The sequence below is a fragment of the Cutibacterium avidum ATCC 25577 genome, assembly GCF_000227295.1.
Classification (GTDB): Bacteria; Actinomycetota; Actinomycetes; order Propionibacteriales; family Propionibacteriaceae; genus Cutibacterium; species Cutibacterium avidum.
The window spans coordinates 1,490,294-1,511,327 of sequence record NZ_JH165054.1; the positions used below are offsets into that span (position 1 = coordinate 1,490,294).

Annotated in this window: 19 protein-coding genes; 3 read left to right on the plus strand and 16 right to left on the minus strand. The window is 65.2% G+C overall.

The genetic code is table 11. From position 1 onward, the window contains the following. Positions 1 to 38: 38 nt before the first annotated feature. The 12 genes from HMPREF9153_RS06520 to hemE form a co-directional block, all read right to left on the minus strand. Complete coding sequence (locus tag HMPREF9153_RS06520; RefSeq protein WP_004810476.1) at positions 39 to 632, minus strand: PRD domain-containing protein; 594 nt, start codon at positions 630 to 632, stop codon at positions 39 to 41. 4 nt (positions 633 to 636) lie between these two features. Then, positions 637 to 1,110, minus strand: coding sequence for a PTS sugar transporter subunit IIA (locus HMPREF9153_RS06525; protein ID WP_004810478.1), 474 nt, complete (start codon positions 1,108 to 1,110; stop codon positions 637 to 639). Between the two features lie 11 nt (positions 1,111 to 1,121). Further along, positions 1,122 to 2,660 carry a PTS transporter subunit EIIC gene (locus tag HMPREF9153_RS06530; protein ID WP_004810480.1) on the minus strand — a complete coding sequence of 513 codons (1,539 nt, stop codon included), beginning with the start codon at positions 2,658 to 2,660 and terminating at the stop codon, positions 1,122 to 1,124. Between the two features lies 1 nt (position 2,661). Then, the gene (locus HMPREF9153_RS06535) at positions 2,662 to 3,378 is read right to left on the minus strand and encodes an N-acetylmannosamine-6-phosphate 2-epimerase (protein ID WP_004810483.1); all 717 of its coding nucleotides are present in this window, start codon (positions 3,376 to 3,378) and stop codon (positions 2,662 to 2,664) included. Between the two features lie 148 nt (positions 3,379 to 3,526). After that, complete coding sequence (locus HMPREF9153_RS06540) at positions 3,527 to 4,054, minus strand: nucleoside/nucleotide kinase family protein (protein WP_238993156.1); 528 nt, start codon at positions 4,052 to 4,054, stop codon at positions 3,527 to 3,529. A 5-nt stretch (positions 4,055 to 4,059) separates the two neighbouring features. Further along, complete coding sequence (locus tag HMPREF9153_RS06545) at positions 4,060 to 4,935, minus strand: iron-sulfur binding domain-containing protein (protein WP_004810487.1); 876 nt, start codon at positions 4,933 to 4,935, stop codon at positions 4,060 to 4,062. A gap of 13 nt (positions 4,936 to 4,948) precedes the next feature. Next, a complete protein-coding gene (gene hemL / locus HMPREF9153_RS06550) occupies positions 4,949 to 6,256 on the minus strand; it encodes a glutamate-1-semialdehyde 2,1-aminomutase (protein WP_004810489.1) in 1,308 nt (435 codons plus the stop codon). Between the two features lie 47 nt (positions 6,257 to 6,303). After that, positions 6,304 to 7,350 carry a porphobilinogen synthase gene (hemB, locus tag HMPREF9153_RS06555; RefSeq protein WP_015583295.1) on the minus strand — a complete coding sequence of 349 codons (1,047 nt, stop codon included), beginning with the start codon at positions 7,348 to 7,350 and terminating at the stop codon, positions 6,304 to 6,306. Positions 7,351 to 7,380: 30 nt separating this feature from the next. After that, a complete protein-coding gene (locus HMPREF9153_RS06560; RefSeq protein WP_004810493.1) occupies positions 7,381 to 8,106 on the minus strand; it encodes a uroporphyrinogen-III synthase in 726 nt (241 codons plus the stop codon). Beyond that, positions 8,103 to 9,107: a hydroxymethylbilane synthase gene (gene hemC / locus HMPREF9153_RS06565; protein ID WP_174266636.1), complete on the minus strand. Its 1,005-nt coding sequence runs from the start codon at positions 9,105 to 9,107 to the stop codon at positions 8,103 to 8,105. Before hemC ends, HMPREF9153_RS06560 begins: the two co-directional genes overlap by 4 nt. A 44-nt stretch (positions 9,108 to 9,151) precedes the next feature. Further along, positions 9,152 to 10,582, minus strand: a complete 1,431-nt coding sequence (locus tag HMPREF9153_RS06570) for a protoporphyrinogen/coproporphyrinogen oxidase (protein WP_023033309.1) — start codon at positions 10,580 to 10,582, stop codon at positions 9,152 to 9,154. Between the two features lie 23 nt (positions 10,583 to 10,605). Next, positions 10,606 to 11,667 (minus strand): uroporphyrinogen decarboxylase, encoded by a 1,062-nt coding sequence (hemE, locus tag HMPREF9153_RS06575; protein WP_036979679.1) that lies wholly within the window; start codon positions 11,665 to 11,667, stop codon positions 10,606 to 10,608. A 114-nt stretch (positions 11,668 to 11,781) separates the two neighbouring features. On the opposite strand from hemE, the gene HMPREF9153_RS06580 reads away from it, so the two are divergent. From HMPREF9153_RS06580 to HMPREF9153_RS12415, 3 genes are all read left to right on the plus strand, one after another. Next, positions 11,782 to 13,131 carry a glutamyl-tRNA reductase gene (locus HMPREF9153_RS06580; protein ID WP_004810500.1) on the plus strand — a complete coding sequence of 450 codons (1,350 nt, stop codon included), beginning with the start codon at positions 11,782 to 11,784 and terminating at the stop codon, positions 13,129 to 13,131. Positions 13,132 to 13,181: 50 nt separating this feature from the next. Then, positions 13,182 to 15,233, plus strand: coding sequence for a hydrogen peroxide-dependent heme synthase (gene hemQ, locus HMPREF9153_RS06585; protein WP_256998269.1), 2,052 nt, complete (start codon positions 13,182 to 13,184; stop codon positions 15,231 to 15,233). A gap of 353 nt (positions 15,234 to 15,586) precedes the next feature. Beyond that, a complete protein-coding gene (locus tag HMPREF9153_RS12415; protein ID WP_174266663.1) occupies positions 15,587 to 15,949 on the plus strand; it encodes a hypothetical protein in 363 nt (120 codons plus the stop codon). Between the two features lie 75 nt (positions 15,950 to 16,024). Here the strand turns inward: HMPREF9153_RS12415 and disA are convergent, their stop codons facing one another. The 4 genes from disA to HMPREF9153_RS06610 all read right to left on the minus strand — a co-directional run bounded on the left by disA (position 16,025) and on the right by HMPREF9153_RS06610 (position 21,002). Beyond that, entirely contained in the window at positions 16,025 to 17,128 is a 1,104-nt protein-coding gene (gene disA, locus HMPREF9153_RS06595; protein WP_004810507.1) for a DNA integrity scanning diadenylate cyclase DisA, read from the minus strand. Between the two features lie 49 nt (positions 17,129 to 17,177). Further along, positions 17,178 to 18,578: a DNA repair protein RadA gene (gene radA / locus HMPREF9153_RS06600; protein ID WP_004810510.1), complete on the minus strand. Its 1,401-nt coding sequence runs from the start codon at positions 18,576 to 18,578 to the stop codon at positions 17,178 to 17,180. 75 nt (positions 18,579 to 18,653) lie between these two features. Next, on the minus strand, positions 18,654 to 20,300 hold the full coding sequence (locus HMPREF9153_RS06605; RefSeq protein WP_004810514.1) for an NAD-dependent malic enzyme: 1,647 nt from the start codon (positions 20,298 to 20,300) through the stop codon (positions 18,654 to 18,656). Between the two features lie 63 nt (positions 20,301 to 20,363). Next, positions 20,364 to 21,002 (minus strand): VOC family protein, encoded by a 639-nt coding sequence (locus HMPREF9153_RS06610; protein ID WP_004810516.1) that lies wholly within the window; start codon positions 21,000 to 21,002, stop codon positions 20,364 to 20,366. Positions 21,003 to 21,034 lie beyond the last annotated feature (32 nt).

Genomic DNA, 21,034 nt, shown 5'->3' on the forward strand with positions numbered 1-21,034 from the left:
ATCGAGTAGGTCAGTTGGGTGAGCTGGTGGCCAGGGGGTCAATCCTCCACACCCATCACCTCGCCGTAGAGACGGCTGGTGTGCAGCGCGATGTAGTTGATCTCGGCCTTCGTCAGCTCGTCGCCAACCGCCGTCGAGATACGTTCGGCCACCGTGAGGGCCGCCGAGGTGGCTGCCGGATAGCGGTCCGACATGAGACCCATGATGTCCAGGTCAATGTGGGAGAGCTGCTTGTTATCCGCGGCCCGAGCGAACAGATAACGAAGATGCGTGACGAATCGTGAGGCACTCATGGACGACCGGTCGATCTTGACCTGCCAGAGCTCCTCGAGCTCGGTGAAGACCTCCGAGATCGCCTGAGTCATCGTCACGGTGCGCGACACACCCTTGCCATCCCACTGATGGTTGATGAAATGCAGCGCAAATGCCACCCACTCCTCGGGTTGCAGGTGGATGCCGAGAGTACCGTCGACGATCTCCCCGCGGTGTCGGCCAAAACCGATACCGCGGGCATTGACGACCATCTCCGTGCCGGAGCGGTCGACGCCGAGAAGGACGTTGTTGTTGTAGACCTTCTTGACGACGACCTGCTCGGGGCTGAGCTCGGTTAGGGGATGCTCCGGAGGAAGCACTGCGTCATCCTGCGGTGACAGTCAGCACCGCCGCCGGATCGTCGCTGCACTCGGAGACGGTGAAGTCGGACGCATTCGTGATGACCACGGGAGAGATCATCGACGGCACCCGCGGCGTGACGGCGTCGAGGTCGACGGTCAGGAGCGGGTCGCCAACGCTGACGGTATCGCCCTCATGGACATGGACGGTGAACCCGTCGCCCTTGAGCTCGACGGTGTCGATGCCGATGTGCACGAGGATCTCGGCGCCATTGCCAGCCTTGAGACCGACGGCGTGCAGGGTCGGGGCCACCAGGGTGACCTCGCCGTCGATGGGAGAGGTGAACTCTCCCGAGGTCGGGTCAACCGCGAACCCGGGGCCCATGTGCTGGCCGGCGAAGACTGGGTCTGGAACGTCCGTGATGTCCAGAATGGTTCCCGAGACGGGCACTGCGACCTTCAGGGTTTCGTCCTTGTGGCGTTTGTGGAAGAGGGACATGTCGATGCCTTTCAGTCGTCGATTCCGAGCTGGGCGTTGATGGCGTTCTTGTAGAGGACGGCCTTCGCACCATAGACGGCTTGGACGCCGCCGCCGACCTCGAAGACCTCGGTCGCTCCCAAGTTCTTGAGCTTGGCCTTGTCGACTTGGTCAGCCGTCTTCACCGAGACGCGCAGGCGGGTGATGCATGCATCGACATCCTCGATGTTCTCAGGGCCACCCAGGGCGGCGATGATCTGCGTCGCTCCCTCCTCAATACCGTCATTTCGTCGTTCGGACTTCTCAGCGGGCTTCTCCTTGGACTTGCCACCGTTCGGCGCGGCCGCAGCCATGGTGTCCTCGAGGTGCCCCGGGGTTGCGATCTTGAACTTCTTGACGAAGAACATGAACGAGAAGTAGTAGAGGGCGAACCAGATGGCTCCGATCGGCAGGACGTACAACCAGTGTGTCTTGGACTCACCCTGCAGGACGCCGAACAGCAGGTAGTCGATTGCGCCACCGGAGAAGGTGTTGCCGATGCGGATGTTCATGAGGTCGGCGACGAGGAAAGAGATGCCATCCAGGACGGAGTGGAACACGTAGAGCAGGGGAGCCACGAAGAGGAACATGTACTCGATCGGCTCGGTGATTCCCGTCAGGAAGGAGGTGAAGGCCACCGAGGCGAACAGGCCGGTGTACTTGGCGCGACGTCCCTTCGGCACACACTGCCACATCGCCAGACACGCGCCCGGCAGACCGAACATCATGGTCGCGAAGCGACCTGCGAAGTACTTGGTCGAATGGGTGAACAGCCCGACGTGGTTCGGGTCAGCAAGCTGAGCGAAGAAGATCTTCTGGGCACCGACGGCAGTCTGCCCGGCGACGACCTCAGAACCACCCAGAGGGGTGTACCAGAACATCGGGTAAATCATGTGGTGCAGACCAACGGCGCCTGCCAGACGCATCAGGAAGCCGTAGAAGAAGGTGCCGATGACTCCCCATCCGGCGATCGCGGTGCCGGCCGACACCATTCCGGCCTGGACCGGCGGCCATACCAGGAAGAAAAATGCGCCAATGATGATTCCGGCGAAGGCTGTGACGATCGGGACGAAGCGCGAGCCGCCGAAGAAGCCGAGGAAGGCTGGCAGCTCAATGTTGTGGTAACGGTTGTGGAGCCACACGGCGACGGCACCGATGACGAGTGAACCGATGACGCCGGTGTCAATCGTCCGGTCGGGGTTGCTCGAGAGCGAAACGAGCGCCTTGGTGGTGGCTGTCATGACGAGGAAGCCGGTGATGCCCGCGAGCGCGGCAGTTCCCTTGTCACGTTTCGCCAGGCCGATACACAGACCGATCGACAGCAGCAGAGCGAGGTTCTCGAAGATGACACTTCCAGCTGCGCTCATCACCTGGAAGATGTCCTGGAGAATCGGATTGCCGAGAGCGGGGTAGCTCTTGACGGTGGTGGGGTTGGACAACGCACCACCAATGCCCAGCAACAGGCCAGCCGCTGGGAGGATGGCGATCGGCAGCATGAAGGCCTTGCCGATCTTCTGCAGGGTCTTGAACATGTCAGTTCTCCGAGGGGGTTTGGGCGGCGCGAGCGCGAATCGCGTCGACGAATCGGGTACAGATCTGGGCAGGACGGGTGATTGCACCCCCGACGACGACGGCGTGGGCTCCGCAGTTGAGGGCGTCGACCGCCAGGTCAGGGGTTGAGATGTTGCCCTCCGCGATGACGGGGATGGACAGGTCCGCAGCCAGACGACGCACCAGCTCGAGGTTGGGTACTGGTGAGTTCGCAGAGGCGGCGGTGTAACCGGAGAGGGTGGTTCCGACCAGGTCGACTCCGCACTTCGCGGCCGTGACTGCTTCGTCATAGGTGGAGATGTCGGCCATCAGGACGGCGGTGGGATGGGCTTTGCGAATCTGAGCGATGAGGTCGGGCGTGGAGACATCATTTGGATGGATGCGGTCGGTGGCGTCGAAGGCGATGATGTCGGCTCCGGCGTACAGGACCGCCTCGACGTCGTCAAGGGCCGGGGTGATGTAGGGCTCGTAACCGTCGTATTCCCTCTTGAGCAGGCCGATCACCGGCAATGGGACGACTGCTCGGATCTCCTTGATGTCGCGAACCGAGTTGGCGCGAATGCCGATGGCCCCGCTCTGCGCAGCCCCAGTTGCGAACAGAGGCATGACGCCACCGTTCTCGGAATACATGGGTTCGCCAGGTAATGCCTGGCAGGAGACGACGAGTCCCTTTTCCAAGGACTGCACCAATGGATTCATGAGCACCTCCGGCAACGTGGAATACCGGGGTGGACGCACTCGTGCCCCCCGGTGGATCAGGTATTGCCGAAAGTCACAAGCCTGAGATCCATGAAATGTTGCAGGAACCCTAGCACAGCCCTGGTAGAGCGCTGCTAGGCGGGGTGCGTCACTGGTTGAGGAGGGTCAGGTCCACCACGACGTCAGCGAGGTGCTCAGGGTGGTGACGAACCTGGTGCAGCCTCTCCTGGGCGGCCCACATGGCCCACGAGTCGACGAAGAACTCGTCACGTCCGAGGGCACGATCGCGGCGTGCGTCGTAGGGGCAGGAACACCACACAGCCATCGAGGCATGCTTGGCATTCGTCGCCGTGAGAACCCCACAACCTTCGATCACAAGGGGACGATAAGCGTCGAGGCTGACCTCCTCGGCAAAGCGATCCCGGTACCAGTCCCAGCGTTGGTAGCGGTTCCTGATGACGAGCTCGCCCAAGTCCCACACTGCTGACAGCCCGGTCCAGCCGGGGTAGAGGTCGTCGCCATGGACGAGCTGGGCATCCGGGCTCAACTCGGCGACGCGGTCGGCAAGGGTCGTCTTCCCTGACCCCGAACCGCCATCGATGAGAACAACTGGCCGCCCTGACGTGGCGCCGATGTGTCCGGCAATGACCTGGGCAGCGGCAACGCTTCCTGCGATCGTCTTCACAGCGTCACCAGCTCCCCACGGCGATGCACCAGACCGTCATGAAGCAAGGACTCGAGGCACCTCGATGCCTGATCGGGTTCGGGCCAGGCAGAAAGAGCCAACTGAACCTCTACTCCGTGCGGGCTGTTGCGCACGACGTCCATGATCACCCCCCGACACTGACGATCCGTGCCTTTCCACGGCTGTCCGCGACGGGCCGGGGCGTTGTCGGGTTTGCCGTCAGCCACCCACCGGCACCGGGCACTGATCGGGCAGATCTCGCACTGTGGTGAACGAGCTGTGCACACCAGCGCTCCCAGCTCCATGGCGGCCACCGCCCATTTTGCGGCCTCGGCCTCTTCCCCGGGAACCAGAGCGTCGGCGACGACTCGCTCGGCCTTCGTCACTGAGGCCGGACAGTTCGCGATCCCGGACTCCGCCCGTGCGATGACACGACGCACATTGGTGTCCAATACCGTTGCGCGTCCTCCGAAGGCGAAGGACACCACCGCGGCAGCGGTGTAGTCGCCGATCCCAGGCAGGGCGATGAGCTCGTCGTAGCTGCTGGGCACGATCCCATCGTGCTCGGTGGCGATGGCAACCGCGCAGGCATGCAGACGCAGGGCACGGCGCGGATATCCCAAACGTCCCCACGTGGCGACGGCGACCCCCGACTCCTCCTCGGCCAGATCGTCCGGCGTCGGCCACCGATTCATCCACTCATGCCACGGACCGACGACACGCGTCACCGGGGTCTGCTGGCTCATCACCTCGCTGACGAGCACTCCCCACGGGGAGGTCTCCGGTCGACGCCACGGAAGGTCTCGTCCGTGGACGCCAAACCAGTCGCAGACGGCCTCGACGGCCTGCGGGGTCAGCCCGATCTCAGGCACTAATCTTCCGATCTCAGCCGATGATCTTGGCCGCTGCTTCGGCGGCCTTCGGGAGGGCCTTGCGGAAGACCTCGAAGGTCTCGTCGTCATGGGCGTCGGAGAGGAACCAAGCCTCGAAGCACGATGGCGGCAGGTTGATCCCAGCCTCCAGCATGGCGTGGAAGAAGGCGGTGTAGGCCTCGGCGGTCTGGGCCTTGGAATCGTCGTAGTTGCGCACCGGCTCCTCGACCCCGAGGAAGACGCTGAAGAGGTTCCCGGCGTTCTGCAGACGGTATGAGACGCCAGCCGCGTCGAGAGCGGAAGCCAACTCACCTCGCCACTGTTCGGAGCGGGAGTCGAGACGCTGGTACACACCGGCGTCAGCCAGGTGCAAGGTTTTGACCCCGGCGACGGTGGCCAGCGGGTTACCCGACAGGGTCCCGGCCTGGTAGACGGGGCCGGTCGGTGCCAGCAGGTCCATGATCTCGGCGCGTCCGCCCAGGGCAGCCAGCGGCATGCCGCCGCCGACGACCTTGCCGAAGGTGAAGATGTCGGGCGCAAAGTCCTCGCCGGAGCGCTGCTGCAGACCCCAGAAGCCCGATGCGCTGCACCGGAATCCGGTGAGCACCTCGTCGGTGATCATGAGGGTACCGTGCTCCTTGGTGAGTCGACGGATCGCGGCATTGAAGCCGGGCTCGGGCGGAACGACGCCCATGTTGGCCGGGCAGGACTCGACGATCACTGCGGCGATCTGGTCGCCCCGCTCGGAGAACACTTCCTCCAGGGCCGTGACGTCGTTGTAGTCGACGACGATGGTGTCGGCCGTCGAGGCGGCCGGGACACCAGCCGAACCCGGCAGACCAGCAGTGGCCACGCCGGAACCGGCAGCGGCGAGCAGGGCGTCGGAGTGACCGTGGTAATTTCCGGCGAACTTGATGATGACGTCGCGTCCGGTGGCGCCACGGGCCAGTCGAACTGCCGTCATCGTCGCCTCAGTGCCGGTAGAGACGAAGCGCACCTTCTCGACCGGGGTCATCCGCTCGATGATCGCGTCGGCCAGCTCGGTCTCGGTGCGGGTCGGAGCTCCGAAGGACAATCCCTTCGACGCGGCCTCCTGCACGGCAGAGACGACCTCGGGATGGGCATGCCCCAACAGGGCCGGACCCCAGGTGCACACCAGGTCCACGTATCGGGTGCCTTCGGCGTCCCAGATCCACGGACCCTGGGCCCTCTCGATGAAGCGGGGAACCCCGCCCACCGATCCGTAGGCCCGCACCGGGGAATCCACCCCGCCGGGAATGACGGCCTGGGCGGCGGAGAACAGTTCGGCGTTGGAGGTCATTTCTTCCTTCCGGTGTTTGGGCTTGTGGCGGGCTTGATCACCAAGGATCAGAAGGCCTCGCGGAACATTTGTGCGGCCTCGATGGCCCAGTAGGTCAGGACGAGATCGGCACCCGCGCGCACGATCGAGGTCAGGGATTCGTTGATGCAGCGGCGACGGTCGATCCAACCGTTGGCGGCAGCGGCCTCGAGCATCGCGTACTCGCCGGAGACCTGGTAGGCGGCAACCGGCACCTGGGAGATCTCGGCTATGTCGGCCAGGACGTCGAGGTAGTGGGAGGCGGGCTTGACCATGACGAGGTCGGCCCCCTCGGCCAGGTCGAGCAGGGTCTCGCGCATGCCTTCACGACGGTTCGACGGATCCTGCTGGTAGGACTTGCGGTCACCCTTGAGGGAGCAGTCCACGGCGTCGCGGAAGGGCCCGAAGAAGGCGGATGCGTACTTGGCCGAGTAGGCCATGATCGACACGTCGGTGAACCCCTCGCGGTCCAGGGCGTCGCGGATGACGGAGATCTGACCGTCCATCATTCCCGACGGGGACACCATGTGGGCTCCAGCCCGAGCCTGGGAGACCGCCATCGCGGCGTAGAGCGGCAGGGTGGAGTCGTTGTGGACCCGGCCGTCGGGGGTCAGGGCCCCGCAGTGGCCATGATCGGTGAACTCGTCCAGACAGGTATCGGCGCAGATGACGAGGTCGTCACCAACGGCTTCGCGCACCGCGGAGACACTGGCATTGAGGATGCCCTTGGGATCCCAGGCCTGGGATCCGATCTCGTCCTTGTGCTCGGGAATGCCGAACAGGTCGATGCCACTGATACCGGCCTCGGCTGCCTGGGTGGCGAGTTCCTTGATCGACTCGGTGGAGTGCTGGTACTGGCCGGGCAGGCTGGTGATCTCGACGGGAGAGTCGATGCCCTCCTTGACGAAGACGGGCAGCATCAACTGGGCCGGGGCGACGCGGGTCTCGGCAACCATCCGCCGCATCGCAGCGGTGGTACGCAGCCGACGCGGGCGGGAAACCGGGCGAAGGCCCTCGGGCAGCGGCTTGACGCCGGCCATGCGGGGATCGCTGGAATCAGGCAGGTACAGGTTCATGATCATCTTCCTTCTCAAACAGGTCGTCGATCAGGCGACCAGGGACTCGATCGCCTCGAGGACGGCCTCCGGGGCAGGGGAGGAGGCCACCGCGTCTGCCGGGTGGTCGAGCTCCTCAAGTGTCTTTGCGGTGGGGTTGCCCAGTGCGACGAGCTTCTGACGGCGCCATCCCAACGGTTCGACGAGGTCGACCAGAGCACGTCCCACCGAGGATGCGGTGACGACGACGAACTCGACCGACGGCCAGGACTGAGCGATCACTTGGGGCAGTTCGTCAACGGCAGCGGTGGTGTACACCTCGAGCCGATTGACGGTGCAACCGGCCCTCGTCAGTCCCTCGGGGACGGTGTCGGCGGCCAGTTTCGAGACCGGGAGCAGGACGTTCGCGGCACCACCCGGCCATTCGGCGACCAGACCGGCCCCACTGTGGTCCTCCGGCACGAAGTCGACGCCAGTACTGCGCTTCTCCAGGGCCCTCGCGGTGGCCGCGCCCACGGCTGCCACCTTGATGTCAGGGTTCGGCAGTGGATCGGGCAGCAGCCCGACGGTGGTCTTCGAGGTGACGACCAGCCAGTCAGCCTGCCACAGGTCGGCCTCGGAGAGCCTATCGGCGTCCGGGAGCTCGACGGTCCGGGTCAGCGCCTTGTGGATGACCCCGTAACCGGCCTGCTTCAAGGTCGTCACGAACTTGTCGTGGGAGTCGTCACGGGGGACGAGGACTGGGGGTTTGATGAGATCAGCAGGGTTCGTGGTCATCGAGTGCTTCCTGTGGCCTTGAGGTCTGCAACATCGGCGGCGCCGTCGTCCAGCAGCTCCTCGGCGGCCGTCACTCCCAGGGTATGCGCCGCGGCCAGTGCCGGCTCGACCTCCTTAGGCAATTCGACGCTCACCTGTTCCCGAATGGTGCGCGACCCGTTGACCGCAGCCACAACCACGTCCAGGGTCAACACGTCTGGGGACATTCCGGGGGTCGGCGCGAGATGGGCCAACGCGCCGATCGGGGCGGCGCACCCGGCCTCCAGATGGGACAGCACGGCTCGCTCGGCGGTGGCCGACAGCCGCGTGCCGTAGTCGTCGATCCTGGCGAGGGCCTTGGCGAGCTTGCCGTGATGCACATCGGCGGTCCGACACTCGACGGCCAGGGCTCCCTGGGCCGGAGCCGGCAGCACGACCGACGGGTCGAGAAGCTCGGTGATGACGTCACTGTGCCCCAGACGAGCAAGTCCTGAGGCAGCCAGCACGACGGCGTCGAGGTCCTCCTTGCCGCTGTCTTCGGCGTAGTGACCCAGACCCTTGACCCGGCCCAGACGGGTGTCGACGTTGCCGCGGATGTCGACGATCGTCAGGTCCGGTCGCACCGCCAACAGTTGGGCCACTCGCCGCGGCGAACCGGTTCCGACGCTGGCCCCCTGCGGCAACTCGTCGAGGGTGAGACCGTCACGAGCCACCAGGGCGTCGCGCGGATCCTCGCGGACAGGGACGGCACCAATCGCCAGTCCGAGCGGGCGTCCGGTCGGCAGGTCCTTGAAGGAGTGGACGGCGATGTCGGCCGAGCCCTCCAGCAGGGCAGTGCGGATCGCCGAGGCGAACACCCCGATGCCACCCATCGACGCCAGGGAGGCCGTCGAGGTGTCACCGTGGGTAGTGATCGTCGCCAGATCGACGTCGAGCCCCTGTGATCTCAGCAGCTCTGCGACCATCTCGGATTGAGTGGTTGCCAGGGTGCTGGCACGGGTTCCCAGACGGATTGAAGACATGTCCTCCATTGTGGCACTCGGTTCCGACGCCTTTTCCCTTGCTCTCAGACCAGTTGACGGGCCGTGTGGCGGGCTTGAGGCACCAGAGCGGCGATGCCGGAACCCGACGCCCATGCCCCGACCAGACCGATGCGGCCTCGTCCGGACCGGTTCAACTCCTCGAGCTGGCGGTGCAGACCGTCACGCCACGCCCTGGTCTCCGGAGTCGTCGGGGCCAGAGACCCCGTCCAGTGGATGATCTGGGAGTCCACCACCTGATTGGACGACAATTCCACACCGAGCAGGATCGAGGCATCCTCCAGCGCCCGCTCGACGCTGAGCTCGACATCCGTCTCCCCGGATCGCCCGTAGGAGACCCGTAGCAGGTGCAGTCCGTCGGGGCAGGACTGCCCCAGGCTCGGCCACTTGGCAGACATGTGTGTCAGGGCCTTCGCCTTGACGCTCGTCGTCCCGGGAGCCACCAGCATGCCGTTTCCACGCGGGCTGTCGTCCAGCTCCGGAGCCTGCAGAGCCAGATTGACGTGGCCAATGGGCGCACCGGGAATCATCTCGGGTCCGGAGACGTCGATGACACTGCTCAGCAGGTCGGTGGCAGGACCGGCAGAACAGGCGACGACGACCCGCGGGGTCAGGAAGGTGCGCACCTCGCCGTCAGGGACAGGAGGCAAGGACGGATTCGGGTTGCGCGAGGTGTCGGCGGTCTCGACGAGCCACTGGTCACCATGGCAGGTCAGCTTTCGAGCCCCCACCCGGGTCATGATCCTCGCACCGGCCTCCTCGGCCTGACGACGCAGCTCGGCCGGCATGGTGAACATGCCGCCAGCCACCGAGGCGACGACCGGCCCTTCCGGCATCCGGGAACGGCACAGGGCCACGCCGGCAGCCAAGGACCCGGTGGACTGGGCGGCAGCCCGCAGACCGGGGGAGACGACGTCGGCCGAGAGCAGGTGCGGATCGGCGGCATGGATACCACCGGCGATCGGGGTGACGAGTCGCCTCAGCACCTTCGGTCCCATTCGTGACTCCACCAGGGTTCCCAGATCCCGGGGGAGTTCGTCGGGCATTGGGGCGCGGTCGAGTGCGGCGGCGCGGGCGGCCTCCTTGGCTCCCAGCGCAATGACGACCGCCGGGTCCGACAGATCGGCAGGAATGCCCAGGATGGCATTGCCGGGCATCGCGAAGCAGGCGTCGTCGAAGTACACCCAGGACGGGGCGGTCCTCGGTTTCTCGACGGTCACCCCCAGTTCCTCGGCCAGCTCGGCGGTGTCGGGAAGACGAATGGCCCACCCCTCGGCGCCGATGTCATAGCTGATCCCCGCCAATGTCGACCCAGCCACCAGGCCCCCGGTGTACCCGCGGGATTCCACCAGCACGGGGCGTAGCCCTTCCTGGGTGAGCTGCCAGGCCGCAACGAGTCCGGCCATGCCACCGCCGATGACGACGGCGTCCACGGTGTGCGGATCAAGGGTGTTCATCGTCACGTCCTCGGAATTGTGGTTCACAGTGAGTGCACCAGCTCCACCAGTCGCGTCAGCACGTCGGGGTCGGTGTCGGCGGGCACACCATGGCCCAGGTTGACGACGTGGCCGGGGGCCTGACGTCCAGCCGCGACGACTTCGCGGGTGGCGGTCTCCAGCGGTTCCCAACCGGCGAGGAGCAGGGCCGGGTCGATGTTGCCCTGTACCGGCATGTCCATCCCGGAGACCATCAGGGTGGCGCAGGCCTCGTCGAGACTGATGCGGTGGTCGACGCCGAGGACCGGGTACCGGGACGCCGTCGCGGCCACCTGGGCCAGCCCGGAGAGCAGATGGCTGGCATTGACGCCGAAGTGCACCACAGGGGTGTTCGGGTCGAGGTCGGCGAGAGCACGCTGGGAGAAGGGGGCGACGCTGGCGCGGTAGTCGACGGCGCTCAGCGACCCGGCCCAGGAGTCGAAGAGCTGGACGGCACGAGCCCCACCGCGCAACTGGGCGGCCAGGAATGCGGCGTCCAGGTCGGCCACCCATTCCATGAGCCTGGCCCAGGCTTGCGGATCCGAGTGCATCATCGCGCGGGCGGCCAGGTGGTCACGGGAGGGCCCGCCCTCCACCAGGTAGGCGGCAATCGTGAACGGGGCGCCGGCGAAACCAATCAGTGGCGTGGTGTCACCGAGTTCTTCCGCCACCAGGCGGGCAGCCTCTTCGATGGCAGAGGCATCACCGGGCTCGCGCTGGGTTATCCGGTCGACGTCGTCCGCGGTGCGAACAGGCTCGTCGAGAACCGGTCCGACTCCCGGCTCGATCCGCACCCCGATCTTAGCCAGGGCCAACGGCACCATGATGTCGGAGTAGAGGACGGCCCCATCGACATGGTGACGTCGCACGGGCTGGCAGGTGATCTCAGCTGCCAGCTGCGGGTTGAGGCAGGAGTCGAGCATCGTCGTGCCCTCGCGGGCCTTGCGGTACTCCGGGAGTGAACGGCCCGCCTGACGCATGAACCAAACCGGGGTGACGGCAGGGTGATGCCCGGTCATGGCCTGCAGAAGCGGTGAATCGGCTGTGGAGGTGGTGGTTTCAGTCATCACCTCGATTGTGCCTCACTTCGTCGAGAGGCCGTTCATGGGGCAGTTGTCGAGTGCGACGAAAGGTTCGCGGCTACTGGGGTTCGTCGGAACCGCATGGTTCAATAGCGTTTCGTGGGATTGTGTGTCTTGACCGTGGATCATGCCGAGCAAGGACTCGGCGTCGTTTCCGAGGCTGCCGCGCAGGTCGATGGGCTCGGCCTGGCACTGACTGACCATCCCCAGATCCGTGGCGCTCTCGTGTTGTCAACGTGCAACCGAGTGTGCCTGATCGTGGAGACTTCTCCCGACTCTGCCGCTCAAGGATTCGACGAGACCGCGCTGCGCGCCTGTCTCGCCGACCAGGGGGCGACGGTGTTGGCTGACTCGGCCCAGATCTTCTGTGAGAACGACGCCGTCTGGCGGGTGTTCCGGGTGGCTGCTGGCCTGGAGTCGATGGTTGTCGGTGAGCGCGAGGTCGCCGGACAGATGAAGCGTGCTTTGAATGAGGCGCGCAAGGAACAGACGGTTTCGTACATCATCGGCCACGTCGTCGAGGAGGCGCTCAAGACCTCCCGCCATGTCGCCACTGAGACGGCACTGGCTGCCGAGGGGCGCACCGTGGTGGCCGTTGGCCTGGACCTCGTCTCCCAGCAGATGGACCTCGACGGGGCTTGCGTCCTCGTCATGGGAACCGGTTCCTACGCCGGAGCATCGTGCGCCCAGCTGAACTCCCGCGGCGTGACTGAGATCCAGGTCCATTCGGCCTCCGGCCGTGCCGCCGGATTCGCTCGCCGGCACCGTGTGACCGAGGCCGTCGATCTGGATGCCGCGTTGGCACAGGCTGACCTCGTCGTCACCTGCCGTGGCTCGGGCGTGCCCGCCCTCTCCGCACCGGCCGCCCGACGTGCAGTGGATGCTCGCGCCGGACGAGACCTGCTGGTCCTTGATCTGGCCGTCAGCGGTGACGTCGAGGATCCGATACCCGCTGGGGTTGAGGTCATCGACCTGGAGACCATTCGTCATGCCGTTCCCGCCTCTGCTGAGGCCGAACGCGCCGCCGCCGAGCACATCGTCGCTGTCGGGGTCCGGCACCTTGCCATCGACCTCGAGCGTCGTCGGATGGCTCCGGCCGTTGTCGCCCTGCGCGATGTCATCTCAGATCTCGTCACCGCCGAGCTTGAGCGCCTGCCTCAAGAGGGATCGGTGGCGGTCGACGAGGTGGCAGCTTCTTTGCGTCGGCTTGCCGCGTCCATGGCGCATATCCCCTCGGCACGAGCCAGGATGGCCTCTGAGAAGGGTCTGGGGGATCGCTGGCTCAACTCGTTGTCGGACGTGTTGGGGATCGACGTCGAGATCGCCGCACCCGTCATCGACATGTCAACCTTCACGAACGCTGACTGCATGGCCTGCCCGGTGACCGGCCTGCGGGTTGAGGACCTTGCCGCGGATGCGGCGCCCCGAGGTGAGGAGAAGAATTCGTGACCGTCAACCCGTATGCAGCCCCCAAGGATCCGTTGGCTCCTTACGACGCGGTGCTCGTCGCATCTTTCGGTGGGCCGCGGTCCCCCAAGGAGGTCATGCCCTTCCTGAGGAGGGTTTCCAACGGTCGCATTCCGGATGAGCGATTGGCCGAGGTCGCTCACCACTATGACCGGTTCGGTGGGGTGAGCCCCATCAACGCGGCGACGGACGCCTTCGTCAATGCCTTGAAGAATGAGCTTCACCAGCATGGAGTCCGGATCCCGATCCTGCTGGGGAACCGCAACGGCTCGCCGTTCCTTGATGACGTCCTGCCCGAGATGCACCAGCATGGTGTGCGTCGAGTGCTTGCCGTCGTCACCTCCGCATATGCCTGCTACTCCGGTTGCCGTCAGTACCGCGAGGAGATTGCTGCGGCCCTCGACAAGACCGATATCACGGACATGCAGATCGACAAGGTGCCTCCCTTCAACGAGGCCCCCGGTTTCATTCGCGCCAATGCGGAAGCCCTCATGCAGTCCTTCATGCGCATCCCGCCGACCCCGCTCGAGGCCACCCGAGTCGTGTTCGTCACCCACTCCATCCCCGACCCCATGCAGGAGGCGTCGGGGGCTGGGCGGCCAGGGACTGATTACATCTCCCAGCACAAGGCGGTGTGCGAGAAGATTGCTGATCAGGTGCGTCATGCCTTCGGCAACATGCCGCAGTGGGATCTGGCATATTGCTCGCGGTCGGGGCGCCCTACTGACCCCTGGCTGGAGCCGGACATCAATGACCACCTGCGCACCCTTCCGGAGCAGGGGATCAAGTCCGTCGTGGTTGCGCCGATCGGTTTCGTCGCTGATCACATGGAGGTCGTCAATGACCTCGATCACGAGGCAGCTGAGACGGCGGCTGACATCGGGCTGGCCTTTGCTCGTGCTGCGACCGCTGGCGCTCATCCGGCCCTCGTCGCCGACGTGGTGGGCCTGATCATGACCCAGGCAGCGGCTGCCCGAGGAGAGGGCGGAAATCCGACCTCCTGGCCCACCCCCTGTGCCCCCGGATGCTGCCGACGCTGCGTGGATGCCAAGGACATTCCGGCCATCTCCGGAAGTGATGTCGTTGCGCCTGACGAGACGCAGGCTTCCGAGCCGGTGGTCGCAGCCGTGGCATCGACTGGCACGGCAACGGCAGCGGAGGCCGCGCACCCAGAACCTGAGGTCCTGTCCGATCCCAGACCTGCTACCGTTCCTGGATCTGACGCCACCCCTGAGGCCGTCGGACCGGAGCCAGAAGCTCCTTCCCCCTACGACCTTCTGACCAAGGAGATCCCCATGACTGACCATTCGAGCAGCAACTCAGTGATTGAGGGACCTCGCGACGACGAGGCCCCCGCCGGTTCCTACACCGCACCGACAGATCCGCGTGATTACGCCGTCGTCCCGGAGGAGGTCAATGCCTCCAGCAAGTGGGCGATGTACTCGGTATTCAGCGTTGCCACCCCGCTTCCCGCTGACGATGTGGAGCGCCGTCAGCTCATCGAGGGCTCCGACGAGTGGGTCGGACAGTCCGGCGTCGAGACCCGTGGCTGGTATGACCTGTCGGGTCTGCGCGCGGACGCCGACCTGCTGGTGTGGTGGTTGAGCGACAATCCGACGTCCCTGCAGGACGCCTACCATCGGTTCCGCGGATCCGGTCTGGGACGCCATCTCGATCCGGTGTGGTCGAATGTGGGCGTTCACCGTCCGGCAGAGTTCAACAAATCTCACCTGCCCTCCTGCTTCGCCGGAGTCGCCCCGCGGCGCTGGGCTGCCTTCTATCCCTTCATCCGTTCCAAGGGGTGGTACCTGCTTCCGGCTGCTGACCGTTCCCGCATGCTGCGCGAGCACGGCATGGTCGGCGCCGCCAACTCCGACGTCAAGGCGTCCACCTTGGCCGCCTTCGCCCTGGGGGACTATGAGTGGATTCTCGCCCTGGAGGGTGACGACCTCGCTCGCGTCGTCGACGTCATGAAGGACCTGCGCTACGTCGAGGCTCGTCGTCACGTTGACGTTGACACCCCCTTCTTCACTGGCGAGCGCGTCTCCCCGGTGACCTGGGCCGACCGTCAGATGAGAGCTTGATGGCGCCCTTGCGTGGCCTGACCGACCCGGTGGGACCGGAATCGCCGCAGACCTACTGGGTGCGGCGTCTGGTCCTGCTCATCGCAGTGGTGATTGTCGTTGCCTTGGTGGTCACGGGTGTTTCCAAGCTCATGAGCGGTTCGAAGAAGTCGGCGGCGCCGGCGGCGTCGTCCTTCACCCCGAACCCGTCATGGACTGACACCGCCTGGGGCCCGGAGACTCCGACTCCCTCGGGTTCGGCCAGTTCCGGCAAGTCCGCTTCCTCCTCGAAATCTCCGCCGGCGACGTCGTCCGCATCAGCGTCGTCATCTCCATCCGCATCGCCCGCTGGCGAACTCTGCGAAGGGTCCCAGCTGACGGTCAAGGTCACGGGAGACAGCAAGAAGCCCAAGGTGGGTGACACCGAGACCTTCACCGTGGAGGTGAAGAGCTCGTCTGACTGCCGCTGGGACACCCAGAAGGTGAAGCAGACCCTCACCGTCACCTCCGGATCGGACCGCATCTGGTCGACCGAGGACTGCGGCTCCTGGGGGCCAAAGGGCATCCGTGAGATCAGGTCCAAGGATCCTTGGACCTATAAGGTCTCCTGGCCGACCAAACGGTCCACCGACAAGTGCAAGCTGTCGAAGGAAAACCTGGGGAGTGGCTACTACATCGCCACCGTCGACATTGATGGCGGTTCGAGCGATCGGTTCATCATGCAGATGAGTGAGTGACCCTCCAGCACACACCCTTATGCCCCCATGACATGTTTCGGCTCCCAGCTCGCGAGCTGGGAGCCGAAGTCGTTGTCAGTGGAAGTGATGGATGCGCTGGTCGTTCTCGAAGATTGACTCCAGACCCTGCCGGATCTCGCGGGCCCGCTTCAGCCCCACTCCCCTGACGTCGCCAAGTTCTGACGTGGAGGCCGACACCAGGGTCTGCAGGTTCGAGAAGTGATCGATGATCGCTTGAATCGCCCGGGACGACAAATCGGTGATCGATGCCAGCTGACGGTGTCCGCGTGGCTGCATGGGAGCGTCGAGGGGGTACTCGACAGGATCGAGATCGATGGCCCCAGCCACCTTGGCGACGTCAAGAAGGTCCTCCCAGGGAAGCTTCTGCAGACCGGACAGGGAGAACTCGCCCGGGGCGACGGAGTCCGGCCGGTAATCCTCGGTGAGCAGACGTCCCAGGTCCTCCACCCCGAGGGACAGCTCGTTGCGCTGCAACTGGACTAGGCGACCCTCGACACCGAGCGCGGAGACATAACCGCGGACCTCGGCGTCGATCCGACGCCACATCTCGACGCGCTGGGCGACGGCTGCGACGTCACGGACTTGGACCTGGTCGCGGACCTCCAACATAGTGAGGTTGTCAGCTTCCTCAACCAGACGAGCACGGTAACTCGACAGGGTCGCCAGTGCCTGGTTGGCGCGAGCCAGTAGCTGCTCCGGCCTCTCAATCGGGTAACGGCGGCCATTGAGGAACAGGGACATCACCGACATCGACGCCGAGACGACGACCACCGGTGTGCCAGTTTGTTGGGAGAGGCGGTCAGCGGTGCGGTGACGGGTACCGGTCTCCATCGTCGGCAGGTTGCCATTCGGGACGAAGTGGACCGCAGCCGCGGTGATTCGCTCGTGGTCGCTCGAGACGACCAGCCCGCCGTCCATCTTCGACAGCTCGCGAAGGGCCTGCGGAGTGAGCCGGACGTCGAGCGGAAAACCGCCGGAACACACCTCATCGATCTCCGGACCATTACCGAGCACGATGAGGCCACCGGTACGTCCATTGATGATCCGGTTGAGTCCCTCCCGAATAGGTGTGCCGGGGGCGAGCAGGGCCATCAGGTGACGGACCCGTGCGGCCTCCGTCTCCCGGTCGTTCTCGGGGGTTGGCTGGGCGTCGGTCATGAGACGACTTTAGTTCTACCCACCGAAGTTCTCACCTCGGATGTGCTCGTCATGACTGGCCCGCCTTGCGCTGCCGACGCAGGTTGAGCACCGACAGTGCCTCGGCCACACTGCCGACCTCGATGACATGGAGTCCGTGCATGGTCGGAACCTTGGTGTGCGCCTCGCGGGAGTTGCGTGGCACGACGGCGAGATCGAAGCCCAGGCGTGCTGCCTCTCCCACGCGTCTTTCCAAGCCAGGGACACGTCGCAGATCACCGGCGAGTCCGACCTCTCCCAGGGCCACGACTCGCGTCGGGAAGTTGGCGTCGAGAACAGCCGAGGCCGCTGCCACCGCGATCGCCAGATCGGCCGACGGGTCCGACACCCTGGCCCCACCCACCGTCGAGACGTAGACGTCCCGGTTGCTTAGTGGCATGCCTGCCTTGCGTTCCAGGACGGCCAGAATCATGGCGACCCTGCTGCCCTCGACCCCATGGGTGGTGCGCCGCGGGTACTTCTCGGATGCCGATGGGGCCACCAGCGCCTGCACCTCCGAGAGCAGGGGACGGCGACCCTCCATCGTCACCGTCACGCAGGTGCCCGGTTGGGGATCGGCATTGTCCGAGGTGAACAGTCCCGACGGATCGGGTACCTCCATGATTCCGCTGTCGGTCATCTCGAAGCAGCCCACCTCGTCGGCCGGGCCGTAACGGTTCTTGGCGGCTCGAACCATGCGGAATCCGGAGTGACGGTCACCCTCGAAGTTGAGGACGACGTCGACCAGGTGCTCCATGGTTCGTGGACCGGCGATCGATCCCTCCTTGGTGACGTGACCGACGATGATGACGGCCATGCCACGCCGCTTGGCCACCCGTACCAGCGCACCGGTGACCTCCCTCACCTGGGAGACCCCGCCGGGGGAGCCGTCAGCCTGACTCGTCCCCACCGTCTGAACCGAGTCCAGCACCATGAGGGAGGGCTCGGTCTGCTCGATGTGTCCCAGTACCGTCCCCAGGTCGGTCTCGGAGGCCAGATAGAGTTCGTCAGCAAGTGAATTCGTACGACCCGCCCGCAGTCTCACCTGTGCCGCCGACTCCTCACCTGTGACGTAGAGGGTGCGTCGTCCGGCCTTGGCCCATTTGGCAGCGACGTCGAGGAGCAGGGTCGATTTTCCAACTCCTGGTTCTCCGGCGAGCAGCACGACGGCTCCGGGCACCAGACCACCTCCGAGTACCCGGTCCAACTCGCTGATCCCGGTGAGGTGACGGTTGGCGGCCTGCTCGCTCACCTCGCCGATGGGCACGGCCTTGGAGGTGGGTGTCGACGAGGCAACCGCAGTGAGCTTCGGTGCTCCCCTCTCGACCACCGAACCCCAGGTCTGGCACTCCCCGCAGCGACCGACCCACTTGGACGTCGTCCAGCCGCACTCGGTGCACACCCATGTCGGAGCCTGCGTCTTCTTCGCCATGGCTCATACCCTGTCAGCAGGGGCCGACAGGTTCGACGATGGTGGTGTTCCGGTGGTGTTCCGGTGGTGTTCTCCTCAGGCCACCGGCGGGTAGTGCGGCCACCACATGGCGTCCTGAACTGCCTGCACGACGTTGTCGGGATGTTTCGTGGCGATTCCCTCCTCGATCGCGGCCTGGACGACCGCCACTGCGACCGTCGCCGAGGAAGCCCGCAGATTCTCCACGGCGGGGAGAAGGGATGCTCCCGCCGGACGCGGGTCCACCTGGGAGGCGACGGCCTCGGCCGCGGCGAGGATCATGCCGGCGCTCACTCGCTCGGCTCCCGAGACGATGACCCCCAGTCCCAGGCCCGGGTAGAGGAGGGCATTGTTGCCCTGTCCGATCTCATAGCGCACACCGCCGTATTCGAAGGGTTCAATCGGGATGCCGGTGGAGACCAGGGCCTTTCCCCCCGACCATGAGATGACGTCTGCCGGCACCGCCTCGATCTTCTCGGTGGGGTTCGACAACGGCAGGATGATGGGACGCTCGACCCCCTTGCACATCTCCTCGACGACCTGCTGGGTGAAGGCGTCGTGGTCGGTGGAGGTGCCGATGAGGATCGTCGGGTGAACCTGCCGGACCGTCTCCATCAGACCGATACGCCCGTTTGAATGAGCCCAACGACGCGTCTTATCGGCTGGCTTGGCGTAAGGCTCCTGGTAATCGGGCAGATTCTCCATGTCGTCGGTGACCAGTCCATTGCGGTCGATGAGCCAGATTCGATCGATCGCCTCCTGCTGACCTAGGCCGTCACTGACCATGGCCTCCCGGATCTGGTCGGCAATTCCGGTACCGGCGGTACCTGCCCCGTACACCAGCAGACGTTGACTGGCGAAGGTCTGTCGGGTGACCTTGAGACCGGAGATCACGGCTGCCAGGACGATGGCTGCCGTACCCTGCATGTCGTCATTGAAGATGCGATGGCTCCCGGCATTCTGCACCAGAATCCGACGGGCGTTGGAGGCCCCGAAGTCCTCGAAGTGCAGCAGGGCGTGCGGGTACAGCTCGCTGGCGACCTCGAGGTACTCGTGGATGAGTTTGTCATAGCGCTCCCCGCGCACTCGGGCATGACGATTGCCGAGGTACGACGGGTCGTTGAGCAGGTATGCGTTGTCGGTGCCGACGTCGAGGTTGACGGCGATGGTGCGCTCCGGACGGATGCCCGCGGCTGCCGTGTAGAGAGCGAGCTTGCCTATCGAGATGTCGGTCCCGTTGACTCCCCAGTCCCCAATTCCGAGTATCTGCTCGGAGTCGGAGACAACGAGGAGGTCGACGTCGTCAGGTCCCAACTCGAGGGTCTCGAAGGAGGGGCGGACATCCTCGATGTGGTCGACGGACAGGTAGACCGCGCGGGAGCGTCGGTAGGCGTGACTCCACTTCTTGATGGCCTCGCCGACGGTGGGGTCGTAGATCACCGGCAGCAACTCGACGAGGTGATCGACCAGCAGCTTGTAGTAAAGGGTCTCGTTACGGTTCTGGAGTTCTTCCAGGAAGGCGTAACGGTCAATGTTGCGGTCGAATCCCTGGAGCTGGCGGTAGCAGCGCTGGGCCTGCTGCTCGAGAGTCTCGACGGCTGCCGGAAGCCGTCCGATCATCCCGTGCTCCAGCCGTTCGGCGCGGGTGAAAGCCGTTCCCCGATTCGTGATCGGGTTCGTCATGGGTTCGGGTTTCCTGGACACGACAACCTCCCGGTAGTGACTTCGTCTCTTACGCTACCGGGAGGGTCTGTCAGTTTTTTGACGTCAGATGCGAACTCGTCCGTGGGACGGGGTGTCGAAGGTCACGGCGTCGATGCCGGGGTGGCCATTCGGGCTGGTGAAGTCGAAGGTGATGCCCTCGACCTCGTCGGGAATGGTCTCTCCCAGCCAGTTCTCGACGCGCTGGCGTGATCCGGACACCTCGACCGAGGCGAGGGTGACGTTGCCGCTCAGACTGGAGGGCAGCAGTTCGGCTGGGGAGGTCCACTTGATGAAGAAGGGAAGCTGCGGGTCAGCCATCAGGCCCTTGATGCCGATCTGGCGCCATTCGAGGTGGCGACCATCGGGGAAGGTGCGGTTGCCGGGCACTGACTCACGCTCGAGGCGCTTCTCGTAGGGGGCGAGATCGTCGACGGAGACGGCCCACCCCATCCATCCGCCGCCCTGTTCCTGACGTGCGCGCACGGCCTGACCGAAGACGGCCTTCTCGGCTGCGGGGTGGTCCAGCACCTCCACAACCTCGATGTAACGCGGCCCGACCAGCGGCAGAATGCGGTTGCGGGTTCCAAAGCTCGGATGGACTCCGCCGTTGATGAATGAGGCCCCCAGGATTTCGCCGAGGCGAGCGGCATCCTCATCGAGACCTGCAGGGCCAGCGGCGAACATGAGATGGTCGACGTGCATGGCAGTATTGTCCCCTTTGTCCTTCCCATGAT

Bases quoted from the DNA above. Each gene is read 5' to 3' on its own strand.
- HMPREF9153_RS06525 (WP_004810478.1), bottom strand. From the start codon at position 1,110: ATGTCCCTCTTCCACAAACGCCACAAGGACGAAACCCTGAAGGTCGCA.
- HMPREF9153_RS06530 (WP_004810480.1), bottom strand. From the start codon at position 2,660: ATGTTCAAGACCCTGCAGAAGATCGGCAAGGCCTTCATGCTGCCGATC.
- HMPREF9153_RS06535 (WP_004810483.1), bottom strand. From the start codon at position 3,378: ATGAATCCATTGGTGCAGTCCTTGGAAAAGGGACTCGTCGTCTCCTGC.
- hemL (WP_004810489.1), bottom strand. From the start codon at position 6,256: ATGACCTCCAACGCCGAACTGTTCTCCGCCGCCCAGGCCGTCATTCCC.
- hemB (WP_015583295.1), bottom strand. From the start codon at position 7,350: ATGAACCTGTACCTGCCTGATTCCAGCGATCCCCGCATGGCCGGCGTC.
- HMPREF9153_RS06560 (WP_004810493.1), bottom strand. From the start codon at position 8,106: ATGACCACGAACCCTGCTGATCTCATCAAACCCCCAGTCCTCGTCCCC.
- hemC (WP_174266636.1), bottom strand. From the start codon at position 9,107: ATGTCTTCAATCCGTCTGGGAACCCGTGCCAGCACCCTGGCAACCACT.
- HMPREF9153_RS06570 (WP_023033309.1), bottom strand. From the start codon at position 10,582: ATGAACACCCTTGATCCGCACACCGTGGACGCCGTCGTCATCGGCGGT.
- hemE (WP_036979679.1), bottom strand. From the start codon at position 11,667: ATGACTGAAACCACCACCTCCACAGCCGATTCACCGCTTCTGCAGGCC.
- disA (WP_004810507.1), bottom strand. From the start codon at position 17,128: ATGACCGACGCCCAGCCAACCCCCGAGAACGACCGGGAGACGGAGGCC.
- radA (WP_004810510.1), bottom strand. From the start codon at position 18,578: ATGGCGAAGAAGACGCAGGCTCCGACATGGGTGTGCACCGAGTGCGGC.
- HMPREF9153_RS06610 (WP_004810516.1), bottom strand. From the start codon at position 21,002: ATGCACGTCGACCATCTCATGTTCGCCGCTGGCCCTGCAGGTCTCGAT.